The 19,604-nt window shown below is 66.8% G+C and carries 10 protein-coding genes and 3 pseudogenes; 5 read left to right on the forward strand and 8 right to left on the reverse strand.

What is annotated here, in order from left to right; genetic code table 11:
* Positions 1 to 591 precede the first annotated feature (591 nt).
* The gene (locus tag AWB95_RS05520) at positions 592 to 1,674 is read left to right on the forward strand and encodes a cytochrome P450 (protein ID WP_062541749.1); all 1,083 of its coding nucleotides are present in this window, start codon (positions 592 to 594) and stop codon (positions 1,672 to 1,674) included.
* Between the two features lie 228 nt (positions 1,675 to 1,902).
* On the opposite strand, the pseudogene AWB95_RS05525 reads toward AWB95_RS05520, so the two are convergent.
* The 7 genes and pseudogenes from AWB95_RS05525 to eccB all read right to left on the reverse strand — a co-directional run.
* Positions 1,903 to 2,358 (reverse strand): annotated as a pseudogene (locus AWB95_RS05525) (sirohydrochlorin chelatase); the annotation flags it as partial.
* Positions 2,355 to 3,029 carry an adenylyl/phosphoadenylyl-sulfate reductase gene (locus AWB95_RS05530; RefSeq protein ID WP_062541748.1) on the reverse strand — a complete coding sequence of 225 codons (675 nt, stop codon included), beginning with the start codon at positions 3,027 to 3,029 and terminating at the stop codon, positions 2,355 to 2,357. The gene AWB95_RS05530 and the pseudogene AWB95_RS05525, both read right to left, overlap by 4 nt.
* Positions 3,026 to 4,692: pseudogene (locus AWB95_RS05535) on the reverse strand (nitrite/sulfite reductase). Before AWB95_RS05535 ends, AWB95_RS05530 begins: the two are co-directional and overlap by 4 nt.
* 548 nt (positions 4,693 to 5,240) lie before the next feature.
* Positions 5,241 to 6,434, reverse strand: a complete 1,194-nt coding sequence (locus AWB95_RS05540) for a PPE family protein (RefSeq protein ID WP_085167799.1) — start codon at positions 6,432 to 6,434, stop codon at positions 5,241 to 5,243.
* Positions 6,435 to 6,444: 10 nt separating this feature from the next.
* Positions 6,445 to 6,600: pseudogene (locus AWB95_RS05545) on the reverse strand (PE family protein); the annotation flags it as partial.
* Positions 6,601 to 6,744: 144 nt separating this feature from the next.
* Entirely contained in the window at positions 6,745 to 10,926 is a 4,182-nt protein-coding gene (gene eccCa, locus AWB95_RS05550; protein ID WP_062540067.1) for a type VII secretion protein EccCa, read from the reverse strand.
* Positions 10,923 to 12,443: a type VII secretion protein EccB gene (eccB, locus tag AWB95_RS05555; protein ID WP_062540068.1), complete on the reverse strand. Its 1,521-nt coding sequence runs from the start codon at positions 12,441 to 12,443 to the stop codon at positions 10,923 to 10,925. Before eccB ends, eccCa begins: the two co-directional genes overlap by 4 nt.
* 239 nt (positions 12,444 to 12,682) lie before the next feature.
* Here eccB and malQ point away from each other — a divergent pair, with 239 nt between their 5' ends.
* The 3 genes from malQ to AWB95_RS05570 are packed head-to-tail and all read left to right on the forward strand — an operon-like array spanning position 12,683 to position 16,160.
* Positions 12,683 to 14,809 carry a 4-alpha-glucanotransferase gene (malQ, locus tag AWB95_RS05560; RefSeq protein WP_062540069.1) on the forward strand — a complete coding sequence of 709 codons (2,127 nt, stop codon included), beginning with the start codon at positions 12,683 to 12,685 and terminating at the stop codon, positions 14,807 to 14,809.
* 11 nt (positions 14,810 to 14,820) lie between these two features.
* Positions 14,821 to 15,702: an LLM class F420-dependent oxidoreductase gene (locus AWB95_RS05565; protein ID WP_062540070.1), complete on the forward strand. Its 882-nt coding sequence runs from the start codon at positions 14,821 to 14,823 to the stop codon at positions 15,700 to 15,702.
* Positions 15,699 to 16,160, forward strand: a complete 462-nt coding sequence (locus AWB95_RS05570) for a nuclear transport factor 2 family protein (RefSeq protein WP_062540071.1) — start codon at positions 15,699 to 15,701, stop codon at positions 16,158 to 16,160. Before AWB95_RS05565 ends, AWB95_RS05570 begins: the two co-directional genes overlap by 4 nt.
* Here the strand turns inward: AWB95_RS05570 and AWB95_RS05575 are convergent.
* Positions 16,153 to 17,292 (reverse strand): glycosyltransferase, encoded by a 1,140-nt coding sequence (locus AWB95_RS05575; protein WP_085167801.1) that lies wholly within the window; start codon positions 17,290 to 17,292, stop codon positions 16,153 to 16,155. The two genes, AWB95_RS05570 and AWB95_RS05575, sit on opposite strands and share 8 nt — an antisense overlap.
* Before the next feature lie 576 nt (positions 17,293 to 17,868).
* Between AWB95_RS05575 and AWB95_RS05580 the strand changes: the two genes are divergently transcribed.
* Positions 17,869 to 19,599, forward strand: a complete 1,731-nt coding sequence (locus AWB95_RS05580) for a molybdopterin-dependent oxidoreductase (protein WP_062540080.1) — start codon at positions 17,869 to 17,871, stop codon at positions 19,597 to 19,599.
* Positions 19,600 to 19,604 lie beyond the last annotated feature (5 nt).

Here is a 19,604-nt window from a genome sequence, read left to right on the forward strand (position 1 = left end):
AGCATCAACAATGTTGAGCACGGCCGCTCGTCACTGAACAGTCGCTCGTTGGTGAGATTAGATGGCCGTGCGGAGAATCGCCGTCGCGGACGCCAACTATTCATTCCTGGACAACTACTGTTCATCCGCGGATGGCAATCGTTCACCCGTAGTTCGGTTATCCGGCTTCTGACTGCTTCGCCTGTGTGCCCGTTCGGGCGGGGTGTCGATCGTGACTGAGTTCCACGGCGCGGTCGTAGCGATCGGCAGACGGGCAAGCGAACTATGGCACCACTTACCAGACTTTGATCGTTTTCACAGCTCGGTGGAGTTTGCTGGCCACGTCTATTCTCGTAGACTCGTGCCACTGTGAACCTTCAGAGCGCCAGCACGACTCGTACGATGGCAGATGGCAGTTGAGTAGCCCAATCGTGACGCCGCTGAGGCTGTTCGCCGTTCAGCCCGGTCGGTCGCACTCCAAGTGAGGACAAAATGAATCTCGATGTGCGCCCGCCGGAAGTCAACTCCGGGCAAAGCTATTCAGGTCGTACGTTCGGCGGAAGCCAGCCAGGCACGTTCCACCTACCGCGGCTGGAGCATTCCACGCTACCGATGGCCACCGATCGAGGTGTTGGTTGGAAGACGTTGCGCGACGCTGGACCAGTCGTGTTCATGAACGGCGCCTACTACCTGACCCGTCGCGAGGACGTGCTGACAGCGCTATGCAAACCTAATCTCTTCTCGGCGCAACTGGCGCTTCAGCCCCCCGGTAGCCCAGTGCCGGTGCTGCCTTCAGCGTCCGACCCCCCGGAGCACACCCGCTATCGCAAAATCCTGCAACCCTACTTCAGCCCGCAGGCATTTCGTAAATCCCGGCCCATGCTGGAGCGCCACGCCACCGAAATGATTGCGGCGCTCGCCGGCCGAAACGAGTGCGAGGCGATGGCAGATTTCGCGCGCCTCTACCCGTATCAGGTGTTCCTGGACCTCTACGGGCTGCCGCTGGAGGTCCGAGATAGCGTGATCGGCTTGAAGGACGCCATGGTGGCCGGCACGTCCGACGGGCACGAACTGTTGGTGTATTTCAGCGACGCCATCCAACAACGCCGGCAGAACCCGGGCTCTGACCTGTTGTCGCAAGTGATGACCGGTCCGGGCGATCTCAGTGATCTCGAGCTGCTCGGCATGACCCAACTGTTGGTTGTGTCCGGTCTGGACACGGTGGCCGCGGCGATCGGTTTCTCGCTATTCGAGTTGGCGCGCAGACCGCAGCTGCGCAGATTGCTTCACGATAATCCAGAGCAGATCAGGGTTTTCATCGAAGAGATCGTCCGCCTTGAGCCGTCGGCGCCGGCGGCGGCCCGGGTTACCACCGACTTCGTCGAGGTGGGCGGCATGACGCTTCCCCCAGGCACACGTGTGGTGTTGTGCACGGCCGCGATCAACCGCGACGGCAGCGACGCGACATCCACCGACGAGTTGATCATGGACGGAAAGATGCACCGACACTGGGGATTTGGCGGCGGACCACACCGCTGCTTGGGTTCGCACCTGGCACGCATAGAGCTGAATATCATCGTCGATGAGTGGCTCAGGCAGATCCCCGACTTCGAACTGCCACCGGGCTACACCCCCGAAATCAAATTCCCGTCGAAGAGCTTTGCGCTCAAGTCGCTACCGTTGAGCTGGGGCTGACCCGGTCACCGCCGGGCCGACCGGCTCGACGTCGTCAACTCACTCGCTGAAATTCCCACCTGACGCCTGGGTCAATGTATCGGTTGGCAGCGTGCCGGTGGTGCACCAGCCAGGTGTTCGCCATCGGGGATCAAACCCCGTGCTTTCTCACAGCTGGTGTGTGGATTGAGGGGTAGCCCACTCAGGCCGACATGCGGTGGTCGCTCAGCGCCTCGTCGAAGCGGTCTAGCGGGTTGCGGCCGCCAGCTTTGGCGCTACCTGCACGGTGCGCGCATTCGCCGCGGCGTGCGACGAGCCGATGGCAACCACCAGCACACCGAGCTCACTATCCCGCCCGGAAACGCCAAGGCGGCCAAGCCTTTCCCGCAACACCGTCACAAGCCGATCGTCCTCGCCGAGCACGTCCGCCTGGCGCACGCCGCGACGACCGCAGCCCCCGATTTGTCGGGGAATGTCGATACGCGCGTGATAGGCGTCTGCCAGCAGCAGCGGGGTGACCACTGCCGCGCGGGCATCCCGCAACCCGGCCAACACCTCGGCCAGCCCCGGCGAATTCTGGTCGCAGAACCCCACTCGCACGTCAAGACCGGGGCGCGTGCGCCGCAGCCGGCCAGCGACGGCGCGCGCATTGGCCGCGCATCGCGGGTCCGCGCTGCCGTGCGCGGTCAGCACCAGCGTAGTCATGAGGCGTGCAACCCGCATTCGGTCTTGGACAACCCCTGCCAGCGCCCGCTACGCGGATCGGCCTCCCGAGCGGGCTTGGCAGTGCATGGAGCGCATCCGATGGACGGATACCCTTCGTAGACAAGCGGATTGACCAGCACATCGTGCTCGGCGATGTAGTCGGCCATGTCCCGATCCGACCATGCGGCCAGCGGGTTGACTTTCACCAGCCTGAACTGCTCGTCGAAGCCGCGCAGCGCTTCGGACAGCGGCGCGACCTTGCGCAGCCGGCAGCATTCGTTGGGATTTCGGGCGAATAGATCCTTGCCCAGCAGTTCGTCCTGCTGGGCCACCGTGTGCTCGGGGATGACGTTGAGGACGTGGACGTCGTAGGTGGCATCGACGGCGTTGCGGATGCCGATGGTTTCGGCGAAGTGGTATCCAGTGTCCAAAAACACTACGGGCACCCCTGGGCGGACCTTCGCTGCCAGATCCACCAGCACCGCGTCCTGCATGCTGGAGGCCACCACCCAGCCGCAGGTGGCCCACCCGCGAGGCACGTTGACGCCCCGGAAATGATGGTCAGTCCAGCGCAACAGTTCGGTAGCGCTGGCGCCCTCCAACTCCTTGGCGCCGCGCGCCGCCAACTCGCGCAGTTGCGTTTCGGTCCAGCCGTTTGTCTCACCACTCATCGCAGGTCATCCTCGTCAGCGCGCATGGCCCACTGCGCGAAGCGTTCGCCGTCATGTCGGTGTTTGACGAAATTGCGCACCACCCGCTCGATATAGTCGCCAAGCTCACTGCTGCTGACTTTGTGCTGGCGCAGCTTGCGGCCGAACCCACTGTCCAGCCCGAGGCTTCCGCCCAAATGCACCTGGAAGCCTTCGACCGAACCACCATGGCCGTCGTCGATCATCTGGCCCTTGAACCCGATGTCGGCGACCTGGATCCGCGCGCACGAGTTGGGGCAACCGTTGATATTGACGGTGATCGGCACGTCCAGCTCGGCATTGATATCCTCGAGCCGGCGCTCCAGTTCGGGTACCAAAACCTGTGCGCGGCCACGTGTTTCGGCGAAAGACAATTTGCAAAACTCGATGCCGGTGCAGGCCATAAGGTTTCGCCGCCAGTGTGACGGCCGTGACGGCAGGCCCAGCGCGTCCAAGTCGGCGACCAGACAGTCGACATGCTTATCCGGCACGTCCAGAATGATCAACTTCTGATACGGCGTAAACCGGATCCGGTTCGAGCCAACGTGTTCGGCCAGATCGGCGACCGCAGACAACTTCGGGCCGGACAGGCGGCCGGCGACCGGGGACACCCCGACAGCGTTGAGTCCGTTCTTCAGCCGTTGCACTCCGACATGGTCGATCGGGTGGATCACCGGCGGTGGCGGTGGACCGTCGATCAGCGGCCGCTTGAGGTATTCGGTCTCGAGGACCTCCCGGAATTGTTCAATGCCCCAGTCCTTGATCAGGAACTTCATGCGTGCCTTGGAACGCAGCCGGCGGTAGCCGTAGTCGCGGAACACCGAGGTCACCCCTGCCCACACGGCGGGCACCTCCTCGAGCGGGATCCAGGCTCCCACTCGTTGGGCCAGCATCGGATTGGTTGACAGGCCGCCTCCGACCCACAGATCCAGGCCCGGGCCGTGCTCAGGGTGGTGCACGCCTATGAACGAGATGTCGTTGATCTCGTGCGCGACATCCTGCAGACCGGAAACCGCGGTCTTGTACTGCGCGGCAGGTCGGCGAAATCGGGCTTGCCGATATAGCGCCGCACGATCTCCTGGATCGCACAGCTCGGGTCGAGCACCTCGTCGAGCGATTCACCGGCCAGCGGTGAGCCCAGAATCACCCGCGGGCAATCACCGCACGCCTCTGCGGTCTGCAACCCAACCACGGCCAGCTCGCGCCAGATCAACGGGACATTCTCCACCTTTATCCAGTGCATTTGCAGGTTCTCGCGGTCGGAGATGTCGGCCGTATCGCGGGCATACAGTCTGGAAATCTCGCCCAGGGTGCGTACTGCAGCGGCCGACAGCGCACCGCCGTCACAGCGCACCCGCATCATCAAGTACCGCGACTCCAAGACGTCAATGTTCTCGTCGCCCGTCCAGGAGCCGTCGTATCCCTGCTCACGTTGGGTGTAAAGGCCCCACCAGCGGAAGCGGCCGCGCAGGCCTGTCTTCTCGATGCCGTCGAAACCACATTTGGCGTAAACGTTTTCAATCCGCCCGCGTACGGCGAGCGGATTGCCCTGCTTCTTGAGCTCCTCAGTCGCGTTGAGCGGCTCGCGCATTCCCAGCGCCCATTGGCCTTCGCTGCGCGGCTTGCCGGCAGGTGGTGCGGTCATCCACGTTCCTCCTCACCGTGCGGCCGGCGCGAATCGCGCAAATCACCGGTCGCTGTTGCGCCGACGTGGGCCCGCCAACCACCTGGAAGCACAGGCGCGCGAACCTACGACATCAAGGCCGGACATCGGCAGCTGCACGCTCGGTATCGGTATGCGGTAGCACATCAAGTGGGTGCGAAACGTGCTGCCGTGGGTGGACGGTCACCGGACCGTTATGCCATCGACGCTGGCGATCCTTCCGACCAGGGCGAATTTTTAATCACCGTGAGCAAAATTACCGGGGATCATTTAATGCAGCGTGAATGAACGCCGGGAATCGCCTGAGAAAACCGGTCCCGCACGGCTGGCCCGGCCCGGGGCTGACCATGCTATGCGAAGTGGTCTTGGCGACACCTAGGCTGGCGCACTCGCCGGAATGGGCCGCCTGCTGCGACCCGCGATAGTTGCGCGCGGCCTCCCTAACAGGCGGCACTCTTGCTCTAGATGATCGGGAACCAGCTTCCGACGACGTGCACGATTTCGATGTAGAGCGGGATGAATGGGGACCGTTAGCCGCCGGCCGGTGAGCGCGGAATCACAGTCGGCCGAACCTCGAACCGCGGAGTGGCGCCGCCGACCGCGCCGCGCCCGGCCATATTTGTGATCGGCATCATGGGGGGCACCGCCTGCTGGGCGGCTGCCTGGACCGCCGGGGTTGCGCTGGCCGGCAAGGCGCCGGCCGCAGTGGGGCTTATCGCCGACGCCGTCCCGGCCCAACCGGACGGCACCGACAGCGCGCCGATCGAAGCCGCCCGGCCCATCCCCGCCGTCACCGCCGAACCACTGCCGAGGCCGGAAAACCCCGCGGAGCCCAGCGCGCCGGCGCCGGAACCGAGTCCGCCACGCAGGGCCGATCCCAGCGCGTTAGCGGTGTTGCCCACGGCCCTGGCCGCAGTACTCGCTGCGTTGGCCCCGCCCATCGTGAACAATCGGGTGAGCATGCTCAACGGCATCATGGCCATCCGCGCCGGCATCGTCAGCATGCTCAGTGACGACAGCGACGACATCCCCGACGTGGACGACGACGAAGACGACCCCGACGACAGTGCTTGCAACGCCTGGGGTGTCGCCGAAATCAGTTGCGGGCCTGCCGACATCACCGTCTCGACATGCGTGCCGGCGGAGCTGCCCGCGGCCTGGGCCACCGCGGCGGCCTGGCCGGCCAACCCGCCCGGGTCGGTGGTCTGCGGCGGCGCCGTGAATGGAGTCAGTTTCGCGGCAGCGGCCGACGCGCCGGCGTAGCCGTACATGGCCGCGGCGTCCTGCGCCCACATTTCGGCGTAGTGGAACTCGGTGGCCGCGATGGCCGGGCTGTTCTGCCCGAGGACGTTGGTCGCGACCAGAGTGGCGAGCAGGCTGCGGTTGGCTGCAATTACCGGCGGAGGAACCGTTGCGGCAAAAGCGGTTTCATAAGCAGCGGCCGCCGTCGCGGCCTGCGCAGCGGCCTGTTCGGCTTGGCCAGCGGTGGCGGCGAGCCAGCCGACGTACGGCGTGGCCGCGGCCGCCATCGACACCGCCGACGGCCCCGCCCACGCCCCGCCGGTCAACCCGGAGATCAACGAACCATAGTGCGCCGCCGCGGAATTCAACTCGACGGCCAACTCCTGCCAGGCCGCCGCGGCGGCCAGCATCGGTCCCGAACCGGGCCCGGCATACATGCGCGCGGAGTTGATCTCTGGCGGCAGCGCCCCGAAATCCAGCATCGCTCCCCCTCTAGCCGGCTCCGACCACGTTGGCAGCTTCGGTGGCTGCATATGACTCGGCGCTGGCACCGAGGGTGGCGACGAACATGTCGTGGATCGCGGCCGCGTGCGCGCCGACCGCCTGGTACATCTGCGCATACGCGGCAAACTGCGCCGCGGTCAACGCTTCCGGCTGTGTCGTCACAAACGACATCAGGCACTCCCTTCACCACTACCCCATCAGTCACTGTTCAGCGACGTTAAAAAGGCAGGGTGAGCAGACGACAAGTGCCAGCTGTGCGTTGGCTATGAGGTGGCTCTGAGGAGCCGCTTACCGACGCAGGTCGGTGGCCGCGACCTGGACGAACACGCCGGTGTCCTCGGCCATCAGCAGGCCGCGGCCGCGAGGCAGCGGGCCGCCCTTCATCTTGCCGCGGATGAAGCCCTCGTCGGGGTCGGCATCCATCACCAGCAAGGGCGCGTTCGCCTGGTGCAGCGCCCGCAGCATCGGGTCGCTGCCCGCCGACGACCAGCCGCCGAAGGTGCGGGTGATGATCACGTGCAAGCCGACGTCGGCCGCCCTGGTCACCCAGGGTGCCGCCTTGTGCAGCGGCGAGTCGAAGCCCGGCGGCAGCTGCTGCACGTCGTCGATGATCAGGAAGATCTCCGGCCCGCTCCACCACGAGTGCGACAGCAACTCCTCGGCGGACAGCCCAGGCGGCGGCTCGCGGCGCGACAGCGCGGCGGCCAGCTGATCCATCATCGCGGCGACCCCGTCGAGGTTGTACGCGAAATTCTCGACGTAGTCGGAGCCCAGCGTGGTCAGCAGCTGACGACGCGGATCGACAAGCCACACCTGCGCGGACGGCCGCGACGTGGGCGGTGCGGTGCTGGCGCCGGGCGCGTAGATCCGCCCGATCTCGCGCATGATCGTGGCGAGCGTAGTGGTGCGCCCACACTCGCGACGGCCGGTGATCATCAAGTGCGCGTTGTCGTCGAAGTTGAGGTAGACCGGCTGGAGGTCCAATTCCGATACAGCCCAAGCGATTCCGCCCGCGCCGACGCCCTGGCGGCGATCGGCGGCGGCCAGTGCCTGCAGCTGCTCAAGCTCGAAGCGCGCCGGCAGGCGGCGCACCGGACGGGTCCGACCGACCGCCACCTGACTGACCGCCGCGGCCACGCTGTCGGACTCGAACACCGCGTTCGAGGTGCTGCTGAGCGCGGGCCTGGCCACCAGCGTGTGCAGGCCGGACTGCGGATCGCTGTCCAGTCGCACATAGTTCACCGCGACCATGCCGCGGCCCGGCTTGACCGGGACGTCCTTGGCGAACCGGGAACGCACCAGCTTGGCGTCCTCCACCGCGGCCAGCCGCAGCTCCACTCGGGAGCCGAAACCGCTACGCACCGGCGGCCGCAGCTCCGATTCCCGGTCGGCGGTGACGATCACGTGCACACCGAACGACGGCCCCTGGTTGATGATCTGGTTGACCTGCTCGATCAGGACCTCGTTCTCCTCGGCCAGCGCCCGGTAGTTGTCGATCACCAGGTAGACGTCGCCGAAGCCATCATCGGGCACGGGGCCCGGTTCGCCGGCGAACTTGCGCCGCCGGAACATCTCCATCGAGGCGATTCCGTGCTCGAGGAAGCTGCGCTTGCGGTCGCGCACCAACGCCAGCATCTCGGCGACCGTGCGCCGCACGCCGTAAGGGTCGGTGGGCCCGACCACCTCGCCGACGTGCGGCAGTCCCGCCACGGTGGTCAGCGCGGTGCTGCTGTAGGCCAGGCAGTAGAACTGCACCTGCTCGGGCGTGTGGGTCATCGCGGCCGAGCAGATCAGCGTCTGCAGCGCGGTGGTCTTGCCGGACCCGCCGGCCCCCAGGACCAGCACGTTGGCACCCGCGCCGGAGGTGTCCACGGTCCACGGCGGCTGGTCGTGCTTGTAGGGCCGGTCGATGATCCCGATCGGGAACACCAGGTTGCGGGCGCTGCCGTAGTTCTGCTGCCAGGGCCGGCCCAAAAAGCGGTTCACCAAGTCGTCGATCGCCACCGGCTCGTCGAGCGGCGGGTGCCACAACCGGTACGGCTCGAACGGGATCTGGCGCAGCCGGTCGATGATCACGGTCCCGACCTTCGGCGTGCGGATCGCCTCTTCTTCTTCCTCATCGTCGACGTCGACGTCGATGTCGACGTCATCGGTGTCGGTGATCACTTCGCCGTTGGTGATCTCGCGCTGCGCGTCGAGATCCGCACCGCTCACGCTGACTTCCAGCGGCGTGAACGCGGTGGTAAAGAGTTGCGGGCGAATGTAATCGACGCTGTGCACGAGCGGCGCCTGGCCGTCCTCGTCGAGCGACACGCCGCGGCGGTAGTCGCGCCACAGGAACTCGGCCTGGAAGCGGATGATCTCATCGCCGCTCTTGCGGAAATAGCCCAGCCCCGCCTGTGCCGGCAGATTCACCGCGTTGGGCACGCCGGCGGCCTGCGCAGCGCCGGCGGTGCGGGCTTTCAGCACCAACCGGTAACCCATGTTCTCCATGAGCTTTTCGGCCCGGCTCTCGATGGTCTGCGACGCCATCATCAGGTGGATCCAGTAGGCGCGGCCCTGCCGGCCGATCGAGTCGAGGACGTCGACCGCGGTCGGCATGATCCGGAACCACTCGTAGAACTCGTCGATGACGACCACCAGCATCGGCAGCGGCGGCATGTCCTGGCCGCGGGCCCGCAGCCGGGTGCGCATCTCGTTGTACTCCTTGGCGTCGTCGACACCGGCGTTGTCGCAAATCGCCTTGCGCCGGGCGATCTCGCCCCACAGGGCGTCCAGGAAGCGCTCCATCAGCGCCTGGTCTTCTTCCAGGTCGGTGATGATCCGCGACACGTGCGGCACCCCGGCGAACGGCTTGACGGCCGACCCACCCTTGAGGTCGGCGAGCACGAACTGCAGTTCGTCCGGCGGGTGGGCGAGCATCAGCGACTCGAGCACGGTGCGCACCAGCGTCGACTTACCCGAACCGGTTGTCCCCGACATCACGCCGTGCGGGCCGTCGCCACCCTCGTCGAGCGACTTCATGTCCAGGAACAGCAATTCGCCGTTGTCGGAGCGGTTGCCGAACGGCACCCGCAACCTCGACCGGCGCATCGAATCGCCGCGGCCGTTCCACAGGGCGTTGAAGTCGATCGACGCCGGATCCTCGATCCCGTAGTAGGACAAGATGTCTCGCGCACCGATGTGCGCCACCCGCTGGCCGATCTCCTCGTAAGCCTCGGCGAGCCGCCACTGCGCCATGCGCAGCGAGAACTGCTCGGCCTCGGATTCGGTCAGCTGGTCGGCCAGCGCGAAGAACCACTTGTTGTCGTCGATCACCATCCAGGTGTCGCGGTCGCGCGGCAGCGCCTCGATCACCCCGGTTTTGTCGAAGGTCAGCACCCGCTCGGGGACGGCCGTCCACAGCGCCGACCCGGTCAGGTCGAAGAACGTCACACCGTCGACGCCGCCGGTGCTGATCACGTATTCCCACTGCGGGTCCTCGATGTCGCAGATGACCACGTGGTGCGGGGTGGGTGTCTCCGCCGAGGAGCTGGCGTGCCGCGGCGTGAACGACCCACGGCCGGCGAACAATTCGGCTTGGTCGGCGGCGAACTCACGCACCGAGCCGTACACCATCCGCGCATTTCCCGCGGCGTCGCGGCGGCGCGGGTCACCGAAGTGGGGCAGCCACTTGACCCAATCCCATTGCGCCACATCGGAACTGACGACAATCATCTGGACGTGGTCGGGCCCGTGCGAGAACGCCAGCTGGCAGATGATCGCCCGCATCAGGCCCAGCGCCTGCTCGCGCTCGCCCACCAGCGAATACCACGGCTCGACCAGCAGCGAGACCATCTTGGGCAGGTTGTAGACGACGCTTTGGTAGCGGCCGAACTCCTGCAGGGCCTTCCCGGTCACCGGCTCCAGCTCGATGTCGGTCGGCATGTTCTGCGGCTCGCCCCAGGTCACCTCGGGCCGGGTCATTCCGACGCCGACGCGGGCAACCCCGAAGTTGAGGTCCTTGCCGTCGGGCTTGCGCTCCCACATCCGGGGCGAGCCCACGGCGGCCGACAAAGTGGTCGGCTCCGGGTGGTACCACCGGTAGTTGGCGTCCATGGAATCGGCGGATTCCTGGGCGGTTTCGCGCAGCATGTCCAGCATCAACATAAACTGGGCGCGCATCGCGTCGAGCTTGGGCCGGCTCATCTGCTGCTGCCCGCCGAACCGGCCACCGAACATCATCATCGCGACGCCGCCGATCATGAAGATCGGGAAGATCGCGCCGGCGCCCAGGAACATCCGCGAGCCGCTGGCCACGGTCATACCGACCATGCCGACCAGCAGGCCGACCACCAGCACGCCGACGACGACCAGCCACCACGGCTTGCCCTCGGGGGGCGGGACACTCAGCGGCGTCGGAAGGACGATGTTCTCCGGCTTGACTACCGGCGCCCGCTCCGGCGTGGGCCGCGCAAAGCCACGTTTCACTTGGGTACCGCCAATTCTGCAGGGTTCATGTCGGTCGGAAGGGTGTCATGGCGCACCAGCGCGTCAGCTCGTGACAGCGTCGGCCCGGGCGCCAGCAGACGTAACGCCACCCACGGCGCCGGACTCGGCGTCGAGGTCAGGCCCAGCGCGCTGCGTGCGTCGCGGGTGTTGTCGACCCCGAAGCGCACACCCGAATCAGAAAGCCACCACAGCGATTCCGTCGTCGACGCGCCGGGATCGTTGCCGGTGACCGCGACGAAGTTCGCAAAGTTGGGGCCGAAGAAGACCCGGTCGGCTTCCCGGCCGGAGTTGTCGGCCTTCACCAGCGACACCACTTTGTTGGTGTCGGACTGAGCCACCGGGATGGTCGGACCGGACACCACCTCGGTGCGCGCCCGCTCCTCGCCGGCGGTCTTCTCCCACCACCAGCAGGTCGCCGGGTTGTCGCGAATGTCCACCACCTTCAGCGGGCCATCCGGATAGGCCGACAGATCCAGGCCGGTCACCACCGGCATCTTCGCCAGGGCGGGCGGCGCGACCGTCACCAGATGAGCGCCCGGGGTGGCGCCGGCGTTCTGCAGGATCTGGGCCACCACCGGCGTCACGGTCTGCACACCGTCCATCAGCACCACCGAATATTGTTGTGGCCCACTGATTTGCGGAGTCACGAACACCGTCCCCACCGGACCGGGGGCCCCGGGGAAATTAGCCGGACTGCCGGCGTCGGGCACTTTGGGCACCGTCAGCTCGGGGCCCACCGGCAGGGCGTCGTAGAGCGCGCGGCTCATCGGCCGGGCCTGGGTGACTTGTTCCGGGGTAATGCCCAGGGGCAGCAGCACGGCCCGGTTGCCCGCGTCGATGCGCGATCGGCGGCCTTCCCGGATCACCCAGGTGTCGTTGCCGTAGCGCAGCACCACCGCGTCCGATCCGCTCAGCACCCGCCGGTGATTCGACAGGTCCGGGGTGCCGTCGATCACCGTCACGGTCACCGGGGACGGCGCCCCCACCCCGGCGGTCGAGGTGACCGCGTCACACACCAGCCACGACGACGACGTGGGTGTGGTCGGCGAGAACGAGGACGGGGCGCCGGGAATGCCGACCATCGGGCCGTGCGGTTGCTCGGCGATCTGGCTCGAGCGCACCTTGTGCGGGTTGTCGGCGCGGCCGGCGATCAGCCGGGCCGATGCCAGGTTCAGCGCCGGATACAACGTGTCGCCGACCCGGACGTACAGCGCGCCGGAATCGCGGTCGGCGATGATCGGCGACTCGTTCAGCTGGCCGGAGGGGTTGATGAACGACCACAGCAGGGCGCCCAGGCAGATCACCGCCGCCGCAGACACCGACGCCACGACGGCCAGCGTCTGGCGCCGGCCCGGTTCGATCTCCATCCGGACCCGCCAGCGGGTCAACGCCATCGCGGTCCGTCGCGCCAGGAACTGGTAGCCGGTTACTTGGGTGCGCGTCGACAGCCCGAGACCGTACCCCGAGCCGCGCTGGCCGCCCTGCTCAGACGGCACGGCGGATCACGCCCCGAACCGACGGAACGCCTGCAAAATGCGGATCGCCACTATTCACATCGATAACCGTAGGGCACCCCCACCGACCTCGCCACGCGAGACGCGATGTCGTGACCCGTCCCGATGGTGGCCTGCACCACAGCATCATCACTTGCCATCTGTCCTGCTGGAATCGTCAAGCCTTCATTGGAATGGTAGCGACGCGGAGCGAAGTCGGCTCGTCTTGCAAGATTGGCTGCATGACGCCCACTGCCCCGTCGTTGACCGAACTCGCCGGGCGGCTGGGAATCGCCGCCGACTACGAGGACTGGACCGGTCGGCGGGTGGCCGTGCCGGAAAGCACGGTGGTGGCCGTCCTCGCAGCGTTCGGGGTGGCCGCGGGTACCGAGGCTGAACGCGCCGCCGCGCTGAGCGCCCTCGACCGCGCGTATTGGGCCCGTCCGCTGCCGGCCACCATCGTGGGCCGTGCCGGCGCGCAGACCCGCTTTTGGGCGCATGTAACCCACGGCCATCCCGCCGAGGTGTGGGTGCAGCTCGAGGATGGAACCCTGCGCCGCAGCGTACGGCAGGTCGACAACTTCACCGAGCCGTTCGACCTCGACGGGCGCCTGGTCGGCGAGGCCAGCTTCGTGCTGCCCACCGACCTGCCGCTGGGCTATCACCGCCTGCATCTGCGCTCCGGTGACGAGGAGGCCGACACCGCGCTGATCGTGACGCCCGACTGGCTGGGATTGCCGGAGCGGCTCGGCGCTCGCCGCACCTGGGGGCTGGCGGCACAGTTATATAGCGTGCGGTCCCGAGGGTCGTGGGGCGTCGGCGACCTGACCGATCTCACCGACCTGGCGGTCTGGTCGGCGTCGCGGCACGGCGCCGGCTATCTGCTCGTCAACCCGCTGCATGCGGCCGCACCGACCAAGCCGATGGAACCGTCGCCCTATCTGCCGACGTCGCGGCGCTTCGTCAACCCGCTCTATCTGCGTGTCGAGGCGATCCCGGAGTTCGCCTACCTACCCAAACGCGGCCGGGTGTGGCGGCTGCGTGACCGGGCCCGCGACCGCGCAGCCGCCGACTCGATCGACCGCGACGGCGCATGGGCGGCCAAACGCAAGGCGCTGCAAGTCGTCTACCGCGTCCCGCGTTCGGCCGGCCGGCAACTGGCCTATGCGGCGTTCTGCGCGCGCGAGGGCTCCGCGCTCGACGACTTCGCCACCTGGTGTGCGCTGGCCGAAGAGTACGGCGGTGACTGGCGTCAATGGCCGGAATCGCTGCAGCACCCCGGCGCGCCCGGGGTGGCGGATTTCGTCGCCGAGCACGCGGCGGAGGTGGATTTCCATCGCTGGCTGCAGTGGCAGCTCGACGAGCAGCTGGGCGCCGCCCAGTCGCGGGCGGTGGCGGCCGGGATGTCGCTGGGCATCATGGCTGACCTGGCCGTCGGCGTGCATCCCAGCGGCGCGGACGCCTGGGCGCTGCAGGACGTGCTGGCACTCGGTGTGACGGCAGGCGCGCCGCCGGACGAGTTCAACCAGCTCGGCCAGGACTGGTCGCAGCCGCCGTGGCGCCCGGACCGGCTCGACGAGCAGGAGTACCAGCCGTTCCGGGCCTTGATCCGCGCCATACTGCGCCACGCCGGCGGGGTGCGCATCGACCACATCATCGGACTGTTCCGGCTGTGGTGGATCCCCGACAGTTCGCCGCCCACGCACGGCACCTACGTGCGCTACGACCACGAGGCGATGGTCGGCATCGTCGCGCTGGAGGCCCATCGCGCCGGGGCGGTGGTCGTCGGAGAAGACCTCGGCACCGTCGAGCCGTGGGTGCGCGACTATCTGCGGACACGCGGCGTGCTGGGCACCTCGATTCTGTGGTTCGAGCGCGACCGCGATGGTGACGGCGGCCCGCTTCCGGCCGAGCGCTGGCGGGAGTACTGCCTGTCGTCGGTCACCACCCACGACCTGCCGCCGACGGCCGGTTATCTGGCCGGTGAGCATGTACGGCTTCGGGATTCGCTGGGACTGTTGACCCGCCCGGTCGACGAGGAACTCGCCGCCGCCCAGGCCGACCGGGAAGCCTGGCTGGCCGAGCTGCGCCGGGTCGGGCTGCTGGGCCGGCACGCCGACCTCGACGAAACCGTGGTGGCCCTGCACGAGTACCTGGGGCGCACGCCGTCGCGGATGCTGGGCCTGGCGCTGAGCGACGCGGTCGGCGACCACCGCACCCAGAACCAGCCCGGCACCACCGACGAGTACCCCAACTGGCGTGTCCCGCTGTCCGGACCGGACGGTCGGCCGGTGCTGCTCGAGGACGTCTTCACCGATCCGCGGGCCGCCCGGCTGGCCGAAACGCTGCACGCCCAGACGACCCGTTAACCTCACGGGTCATGAAATTCGCGGTGGTCGCCCCGGTCGGCGCCGGTGTCACCGGTGACCCCGTGTGGATGGCGGCGTTTGCGCGGCATCTGGAGATCTGCGGCTTCGAGTCGATCGTGGTCGTCGAGCACACCGTGCTGGCGACCCGCTACGAGAGCGTCTACCCCTACGACAGCTCGGGCCGGGTGGAACTCGCGGCCGACTGCCCGGTCCCCGATCCGCTTGATCTGCTGGCGTTTTTGGTCGGCCACACCGAGCGGCTCGGTCTGGCCACCGGAGTTCTGGTGCTGCCCAATCACCATCCGGTTGTGCTGGCCAAGCGTGCGGCCACCGTCGACGTGCTGTCGGGTGGGCGGCTTCGGCTGTGTGTCGGCGTCGGTTGGCTGCGCGAAGAAATCGAAGCCTGCGGAACCGAATTCGACAGCCGGGGGCGGCGGGCCGACGAGCAGTTGGCCGTGCTGCGGGCACTGTGGGACGACCACTCGCACGGGGTCAGTCACCATGGCGAGTTCTTTCACTTCGACGACATCACTTGCTACCCGAAACCTGTTGCGGGCGCGCAACTTCCGGTTCATATTGGTGGGCACAGCGGCGCGGCGGCGCGACGGGCCGGGCGTTTCGGGGACGGATTTCAGCCGTTGGGAGTCGCCGGCCCCGGGCTGGCGAGGTTGCTGACGCTGATGCGCGACGAGGCCTCGGCTGCGGGCCGCGACCCAGAGCTCCTCGAGGTGTCATTGGGCCACTCGGTCACCAAGATCGACGCCGACCGCGCGGGCCGGCTGAGCGAGCAGGGCGCCGACCGGATCGTGTTGGCCATGCCGCCGATCACCGACATCGAGCAGGCCAAGGACGCGTTGTCGGCCTGCGCGCAACGTCTGTCGCTGCCGGCATGATGCTCATCGCAGCTAACCGGACGGCGCTCTCCGATCTGGTGCACCGATACGCCGCAGGCGTCGACGATCGCCAATTCGACGCTGTTGCAGCTCTTTTCACCGACACCGCTCAACTTGCCGTGCCCGACCCGCCCGCCGCGCTGGAGCCGGTCCAGCGGCACAGCGGGCGGGCGGCCATCGCAGCGGCGATCGCCAAAGTCGCCGTCACCGTGCGCACCGAGCACGCGATCGTGGGCGAGGTCTACGACGACGGCCCGCGACCCGATACCGCGCGGGGCCGCATCGCCTGCATCGCCCACCACTGGAGCGGCAATGCGGATCAGCTCACCGACGTGGTCTGGCATCTGCGTTACGACGACGAGTACCAGCGCACAGATGTGGGCTGGCGGATCGCCGTTCGCACGCTGACGATCAACGCCATCGAGGCTCGGCCGGCGCGCCGCCTGCGGTCTACCTAGCAGCGTCTTCCAGCAGATCGGCGGCCAGAGCGACGCTTTCGGCGGGGTTTGTCAACCGGGCGGCTACCTCGCGGGCGCGAGCGGCGCATTGCGGCGTAAGGAGTGATCGGAGGTCGGCCACCAGCGATTCCAGCGTAGTGTCCGAAAACTGGTGACCCGAACCGATTTTCAGGCGCGTGACCACGTCTGCCCAGAGCGGCTGATCGAGCCAGCGCCACAGGATCAACGTGGGGATTCCGGCCCGCATGCCAGCCGCAGTGGTGCCGGCACCGCCATGGTGGACGATCGCCCCGCACGCGGGCAGAACGGCCGCGTGGTTCACTGTGTCGGTGACCTTGACATGGTCGAACTGCGGGATGTCGCTGAATTCGCTTGCCCCAGAGCAAATCAACGCCCGCTCGCCCAACTGCGCGCATGCCTCGCCGATCACGGCGACCGTGTCGGCTGCAGATGCCAGCCGCACGCTGCTGCCAAAGCCGAAGTAGATGGGTGGTGTTCCTGCGGCGATCCACGCTAATACTTCGTCGTCGGCATCGGTGGGCAACTCCAGTGTCAACGCGCCGACGAACGGCCGTCGGTTGCTGCTTTTCGCCCATTGGGCAGCCAGTTCGGGGAAGCACAGCTCGTCGTAGGCCTGGATCTCCAGCGATGGGCCTGGCACCGTCTGCCCTGCCGGCAAACCCAGTGCTCGGCGTTGAGCCTGGTCCGCCTGCGTTGCCACGTTCTCGAAGAGCAATCCCGGCGCCAACTCCGGCGCCGGGAAGAAGTGCAGCGCCGCCAGCGGAATGCCGTAGTGCGCCGCGACGTTGGCGGCCAGCCCCTGTTCGCTGGTGCCGGTCAACAGCAAGTCGGCACCATCTGCTAGCCGGGTCAGCGTCGCACCCGATTCCTCTAGGGCCCGGCTGACGTGGTCCATCAGCTCGCTCATCATGCTGAGCGGATCCTGGGCATGGCGAGCCTGTGGGCTGGGGCCGTAGGCAATGGTGGTAAGCCCGGCCGCCTCGACGATGCCGATCATGTGCGGCGGGGCCGCCATGCACACTTCGTGCCCACGGCGCAGCAACTCGCGCCCCACCGCGGCGAAGGGCTCGACGTCGCCGCGGCTTCCGTAGCTTGCCAATGCAAATTTCATTCCGCAGGACCTAACTCGCGCGCCGTCCGGCGTGACGTTAGTAGCCAGGCGGCCAAGCCGCCGGGTTGGACTTCGCGCGGTGAGACGTCATCCGCGGCTGCGCGTCGGGTGTGATGAATCTCACTCGGTTTGCCGGCGACCGCTGCTGCAGTTGTGCTGCGGGCCACACCGATGTGTGCTCGTTGCGCAGCGCCAGAAGGATTTCGGCGGCCACCTGGGATGGTCGTGATGTAAAGCCGGCCGACCGGACCCGGTTTAGGTCAGCGCAACCGCGTGAACAAATCGCCAGTGTTACCGCATATTCGGAATATAGAACCAAATATAGCCGTAGATACGTCATAAATTGCGTAGGCACCCGTGAACCGCTTGCGAGAACCCGGCCATGACCAGGTAATTCACGGCCAGTGTTTCCCCGATGTTTACCGCAGTAACAATGGCGTCTCGTGTAAGTTCGGCCGCGTGACGACCACGGACGCTAATGGCCCCGAGGGGCGCATCGATTTGGCCGAGACCGACGTCGTACCGACAGACTCCACCCACCATGTTGACGTACCCGCCGACGTCGTCGACGTGGAGATGGAGTTGGAGCAGGGCTACCGCACCGAGGTGCACAAAGCCCACGACGTCGTCGATGTAGAGAACTACGGCGGCGGATTTGACCTCACCCGGCGGGCCACCGCGCCGAAACTGCGGGTGGGCCGCGACAAGTGGTTCAACCTGATGTGGCTGATTCCAATCGGTTTCGCGCTGCTGGTCGCCGGGGTGGCGATCGGCAAGGGCCTCTACCACACGCCCGCCGTACGAGAGTTCGTCGAGCGACACCCGGGTTCCGACCCGTCAGGCGTCATACCCGGCATGCCTGCCTGGATCGGCTGGACCCACTTCTTCAACCTGTTCATGATGATGTTCATCATCCGGACGGGCATCCAGATCCTCTGCGACCACCCGCGGCTGTACTTCAGCCGCAACTCCACACCCGGCAAGGACGAGTGGCTGCGGGTCGGCCCGCCGGTCCCGGACGACGAATACTGGACCGCCAACGCCGACACTGTCGCGCTGCCCCGGCATTTCGGGCTGCCCGGCTTCCGGCACTCGATCGGCCTGGCCCGCTGGTGGCATCTCGGCGTGGACGTGCTGTGGCTGCTCAACGGCGCGGTGTTCTACGTGCTGCTGTTCACCACCGGGCAGTGGCGGCACATCGTGCCGACCAGTTGGGACGTCTTCCCCAACGCCGCCTCGGTGGCCATCCAGTACCTGTCGCTGCACTGGCCGACCGACAACGGGTGGGAGGCCTACAACGGCATGCAGTTGCTGGCGTACTTCACCACCGTCTTCATCGCCGCACCGGCCGCGCTGATCACCGGCTTGGGCATGTCGCCGGCGCTCTCGCAGCGCCTCACCATCATCAGCAAGCGGCTCAACATTCAAATCGCCCGCTCGCTGCACTTCGTGGTGCTGGTCTACTTCCTGTTCTTCATCCTCGTGCACGTCACGCTGGTGTTCGCCACCGACGCGCTGCGCAACCTCAACCACATGTTCGCCGCCCGCGACGACAACAGCTGGGCGGGCTTTTTGGTGTTCATGGTGGCGATGCTGGTAACGGCGGTCGCCTGGGTGTGGGCCACGCCGTTCACCATCCGCCACCCGCGTGTGGTGCAGCGCGTCGGGTACGCGTTGATCGGGCCCTTCCAGCGGCTGCTGGAAAACCTCAACCCGAAGCCCGGCGCATTCACCGAGGAAGACATCTCGCCGCACCACTGGCGTAACGGCCGGTTGCCGGAGACCGTCGAGTACAAGGAGTTGGAGAAGAACGACTTCCGGGATTGGCGGCTGAAGGTTTACGGGCTCGTAGAGAACCCGATGGAGTTCTCGCTCGACGATTTGAAGGCCCTGCCCTACCACGACCAGATCACCCAGCACTTCTGCATCCAGGCATGGTCGGGTGTCGCCAAATGGGGTGGCGTGCAGATGAAGACGATCATGGACATCGTCAAACCGCTGCCCCAGGCCAAGTGGGTGGTGTTCTACTCGATGGGCCTGGGCGCCACCGGTGGGATCTACTACAACGCGCATCCCATCGACCAGATGTGGCACCACATGTCGATGCTGGCCTACAACATGAACGACCAGCCGCTGCCCTATATGCACGGCAAGCCGCTGCGGTTACGCAACGAGTTGCAGCACGGCTTCAAGCAAGTGAAGTGGATCAAGGGCATCGAGTTCGTCGAGCACTATTCCGAAATCGGTAGCGGCTACGGCGGTTACAGCGAAGACCACAAGTACTTCGGCCGCCACCAGACGCTGTAGACGAG

It is taken from the genome of Mycobacterium celatum (assembly GCF_002101595.1).
In the GTDB taxonomy this organism is placed as follows: Bacteria; Actinomycetota; Actinomycetes; order Mycobacteriales; family Mycobacteriaceae; genus Mycobacterium; species Mycobacterium celatum.